A 4,812-nucleotide genomic window follows, 5' to 3' on the forward strand; every position below is an offset into this window, starting at 1 on the left:
CCCGGCCAGGGACCGACACGAGGATTTTCAATCCTCTGCTCTACCGACTGAGCTATCGAGGCAACGGGGCGCATTAAAAAGGTTTTGCGTTTTTCCGTCAATGGTTTTTTTAAAAAAAACGAACAAGATTCCTTTTTTTGTACGGATTGTGTGGATTTTAATCTTCCCTGCCCGCTGAATAATGAAAATCGCCAGATTTATACATCGCCATACTGGGTCCTGGTCGGCGATTACTATGGCTCAATTATTATTATCCCGCGCTTTCTTCTGTTGGTTCTTCTTTATCCGGTCTGTTTTTTGGTCAGCATCTTGTTGCTTAGATGATTTAGTGTGATCTATATCACTTCCCTTCTGTTTTTATAAATACAAATGAAACTGATAATTGATCTCATTAGTGTTTGTGTGCATGATGTGCGCCCTGTTTAATGGGCAGAAAATTGCTTTCTCTGATGAAGTTGTAATTAGGTTGTGATGTCGAAATGAAAAGTTGCTTGGTGGGTATCATGTTGTGCGGTATGGCGAGTCTGTTTTCGGCTTTGCCGGTATTCGCCCTTGATGTGGCGGCGGTCTCTGAACCGGCCCCGGCTTACGGCTGGCTGCGGGATGATTCCCGTCAGTCGGCACAGGTACTGGCTTTTCTGAAAGATGAAAATCAGCAGACTGAGCAGGCATTACAGCAGCAGGCCTTGCTGGAACAGTCATTGCTGGATGAGTGGCAGGCCCGTCAGGCCAGTGTGGCCGACCGGCCATGGCAGCTTGCCGGGTCGTACAATTATCGTCTCAGTACAAAGGCTCAGTCCCGGCTGCTGTTGCGGCAGGATGCCCGGACGGGTGAAGTGAGCACAGCCGTTGATCTGACACAACGCAGCCAGCAGGCGGACTACTATCAGCTCGGCAGCTGGCAGGTGAGTCCGGATCACCGCTATGTGGCCGTCACCGAAGATAGCCGGGGCGATCGCAATTACCGTCTGACGGTGATTGAACTGTCCAGCGGACGGGCTGTAGCAACGCTTTCAGAGCACGCCGCGACGGATCTTGTATGGAGTGCTGACAGCCAGAGCCTGTATTTCGTCGAAAATGAAGGCGGGACTTACCGTCCGTATCAAGTGGTGCGCTGGTCGCTGCCGCAGGCACGCAAAGCGATGCTGTTTCGCGAGCACAATCCGGCGTGGCTGGTGTCTGTCTATACCGCGACGGCTGATCAGTATGTGATCATTCAGTCGAATAACCATGACAGCAGTGAGCAGCAGCTGGTGGACAGTAACAGCGGCAAGCGTTTGGCTACACTGCGGCCTCGCGAATCTGGTGTGGAATATTATGCCGATGTGCGCCATGCCGCCCTGTTCCTGGTCAGCAACCGTGACGGCGACTTTCGTCTTTTTCACGCGGCATTGAACGAGGGTGATGCCGCGAACTGGCTGCCACTCTGGCAGCCGGAACCCAATCAGCACATCAAGAACTGGCTGCTGTTTCCCGATCATATAGTGCTGGAAGTGACCGAGAAGAGTACCAGTCGGGTGATCGTCCTTGATGATCAGGGCCAGAGCCTGTTTGACACCATCATCACCCCGGCTGGCGGTGTGGCCTGGTTGTCGGGCAATAGCAACCGCTATGGCCGCTCTGTGATGATCCGCAGCATGTCGCTGACCCAGCCACCGCAGTGGCAGGCGCTGGATCTTACCCGAATGCGCATCGCGACCCTGACCGAAGATCGTTATCCCGGCATAGATCCGGCCGCGTACCAGACTGAACAGATTCAGGTACGTCACGGCGGCGTTTCCGTTCCTGTGACACTGGCTTACCGTACTGACCGGCTCAATGAAAAATCGCCCGTCATCCTCTACGGCTACGGGGCGTATGGCACACCGGTGCGTCCTTACTTCATGCCACAAATCATCAGCCTGCTGGATCGCGGGGTGATTTATGCGATCGCCCATGTCAGAGGCGGCGGGTATCTTGGCCCGCAATGGTATGCGCAGGGCAAGGGACACAATAAACCCCACAGCTTCGACGATTATCTGGCCGTGGCGCAAGTGATCAAAGCCTACCGCCAGGGTCGCGACAGGCCCATTCTGGCTTTGGGCGGCAGTGCAGGCGGTACCCTGATCGCCGGTGCGCTGAACCGGCAGCCGGAATTGTTTGCCGGTGCCGTACTGCAGGTTCCTTTTGTTGATGTGATAGCCACCCTGTCGGATCCAAGCCTGCCGCTGACCCGGCAGGAATATGCCGAATGGGGCGATCCCCGCGATCCGGCGCAGCTGGCGGTGATGAAAACATACAGCCCGAATGACAACATTTCGCCGCAGGCTTACCCGCCCATGCTGGTGACCGCCGGACTGTACGACACTCAGGTACCTTACTGGGAACCTGCCCGCTGGGTGATGGCAATTCGCGACAACAGCCGCAGCCAGGGCCCTTATCTGCTGCAGACCGATTTGTCCGGCGGCCACCGGCAGGATGTCCGGCAGGCGATGCGGCAGCAGGCCAGAGAGTATGCCTTCCTGCTGCGCCTGGCACCCACAGCGACACAGTCACCTTAAACCGTTTTGCCATTACAGCCTGTCTGGCTTCGCTGGAAGCCGGAGGGGCTGCTTTGACCTGATAAAACCTTAACCAATTAATTTTAATAACAAATTTTAATAACAATTTTTCCTAACAACCGGAGTGTGCAACATGCAGTTGAAGCCTGTCCCCCTGGCTTTGTGTGCCCTGTCCAGTACCGCAGGCCTGATGAGTTTTCACAGCCTGGCCGCCCAGCAGGCGGAAGCCGAAAAAATGACGACTGTGGTAGTCACGGCGACCCGCATCGAGCAGCCGCTGTCTGAAACCAATGGCTCAGTGGCGGTGATCACCAGTGAGGATATTGCACGTGAGGGATCGACCGAGCTGTATGACGTGCTGTCTCATGAACCCGGTGTCAGCGTCAGCGGTGGCGCCGGACGTCCGCAAACTATCACGATCCGCGGCATGAGCGGCAACCGGATTGCGGTGATCAAAGACGGCGTCAAAGTCGCGGACGGCTATGGAGCCAGCGATCTGAACGATGTGGCCGGTCATAACAGCTTCGATCTGGGCGATGTCAAGCAGATTGAAGTGGTCAAAGGGGCGGACTCGTCGCTGTACGGCTCCGGCGCCATTGGCGGCGTGGTGGTGCTGACTTCGAAAACTGCGAGTGATTATCTGGGCCGCGAGGATCACTATGCCGGTCTGGAAGCCGGTTACTCGGGGATCAGTGATAAGTACACCTCGACCCTGACCACGGCGGCACGGCTGGGCGACACGGCGCATCTGGTGCGGGTTAGCTACTGGCAGGGCAGTGAGAGCAAAAACCATGATCAGTCGCTCTATCTCAGGGATATTGACGGCTTCAATGCGGCCCTGAGCAGTGAATGGTTTTTGAATGACAGCTGGATGCTCAAGGGCAAGGCAGATTATTACCAGCAGCAGGTGAGGCGGGAGCAGGGAATCCCCCCGGCTCAGCCGGACGGCGGCGGCTGGCAAGCCAGCTCGTTTCTGGAAGAAGGGGAGACGAGTACCTTGTCTGTCCGCGCAGGGGCTGAATGGGAAGGGGAAGCCCTGCTGGCCGAGCAGGCCGATATCAATCTGTACTACCGCCAGACAGACACCCTGAGCGATAAAGATATTGCGATGCAACGGACGCAGGAAGGGCTGGTGTTCAAACGCCGTCAGTCTGAAAGCCGTGCATTTAATGATCATCTGATCGGTTTGTCAGCCGATTTGCAGCAGCGGGCTGCGCATGGCGAGGTTGAGCACGCCATCGCCTGGGGGATGGCGCTGGAATCTATGTTGCATGAGCGCCCGGTCAGCAAGCGTATTGCCGACTGGAGCGGGGACACGCAGCAAGACTCTGCGCCTTTTGCCTCGGCCCGAACCCACAGCCTGGGGGTGTATCTGCATGATGATATTCACTGGGGCAAATGGAACCTGGTGCCGGGCCTGCGTTTCGACTATCAGCAGATGTCGTCTGAGGTGGAGGACAGCATTGGCGGTTATCCACTGCATGCGCTGAGCAGCAGCGAGCTGTCACCCAGTCTGTCGCTGGCCTACCAATGGACACCAGCCCTGAACACCTACCTGAGTTACAGCCATGGTTTTCTCGCGCCTTCCTATGCCAAGGCCTACGGTTTTGTCCCGCATCTGTCGAGTGATCTGGGCAACTTTGTGATCCGGCCGAATGCCGATCTGGAGGCGGAAACCAGTGACAACCTGGAACTGGGAGCCAAATACGATGACGGCCAGCTCGCTGTGTACGGCGCGGTGTTCTATTCGGTGTTCGATAACTTCATCAGCGAAAAAACCATCGGCTGGAACGAAGCGGCTAAGTACGCCGAAGTGCAGTATCAGAATCTGGACGGCGTGAAAACCTACGGTGCCGAGATGAGCGTCAGCTACTGGTTCAGCGAACACCTGAACCTTGTCAGCAAGCTGGGCATAGTTGACGGCGAGGATGAGCACGGCGAGCCGATCCGCACCCTGACGCCGCTGGAAGGCAACAGCATGCTGCTGTATCAGCAGGACAGCTGGCAGGGTTTCGTGCGGGTTAATTATGCCGGTGCGATGGACAAAGTGCCGGGCTGTCAGGATGAGCTGGGGATCAGCCAGCGCTGTGCCACCACGTCAGGCTGGATGACGCTTGATGCGGGGGCGGGATATCACCTGAGCCCGGATTTTCGCATCAATGCCTCGGTGCATAACCTGTTCGATCGCCAGTACACCCGGTGACATTTTTGAGCCTCAGATCGTCATTGTCGGCTGACTGGGTGATCCCGCCAGGAAAGCCGCCGCCATCGT

General features: G+C 56.5%; 2 protein-coding genes. Both read left to right on the plus strand.

The annotated features are described in order from the left end of the window. Positions 1–479 precede the first annotated feature (479 nt). Positions 480–2,540: a prolyl oligopeptidase family serine peptidase gene (locus P0Y67_RS22225; RefSeq protein ID WP_342393636.1), complete on the plus strand. Its 2,061-nt coding sequence runs from the start codon at positions 480–482 to the stop codon at positions 2,538–2,540. A gap of 133 nt (positions 2,541–2,673) precedes the next feature. Further along, positions 2,674–4,743 carry a TonB-dependent hemoglobin/transferrin/lactoferrin family receptor gene (locus P0Y67_RS22230; protein WP_342393637.1) on the plus strand — a complete coding sequence of 690 codons (2,070 nt, stop codon included), beginning with the start codon at positions 2,674–2,676 and terminating at the stop codon, positions 4,741–4,743. Positions 4,744–4,812 lie beyond the last annotated feature (69 nt).

Origin of the sequence: Photobacterium sp. SP02 (assembly GCF_038519165.1) — a bacterium.
Classification (GTDB): domain Bacteria; phylum Pseudomonadota; class Gammaproteobacteria; order Enterobacterales; family Vibrionaceae; genus Photobacterium; species Photobacterium halotolerans.

Bases quoted from the DNA above. Each gene is read 5' to 3' on its own strand.
- P0Y67_RS22225 (WP_342393636.1), top strand. From the start codon at position 480: ATGAAAAGTTGCTTGGTGGGTATCATGTTGTGCGGTATGGCGAGTCTG.
- P0Y67_RS22230 (WP_342393637.1), top strand. From the start codon at position 2,674: ATGCAGTTGAAGCCTGTCCCCCTGGCTTTGTGTGCCCTGTCCAGTACC.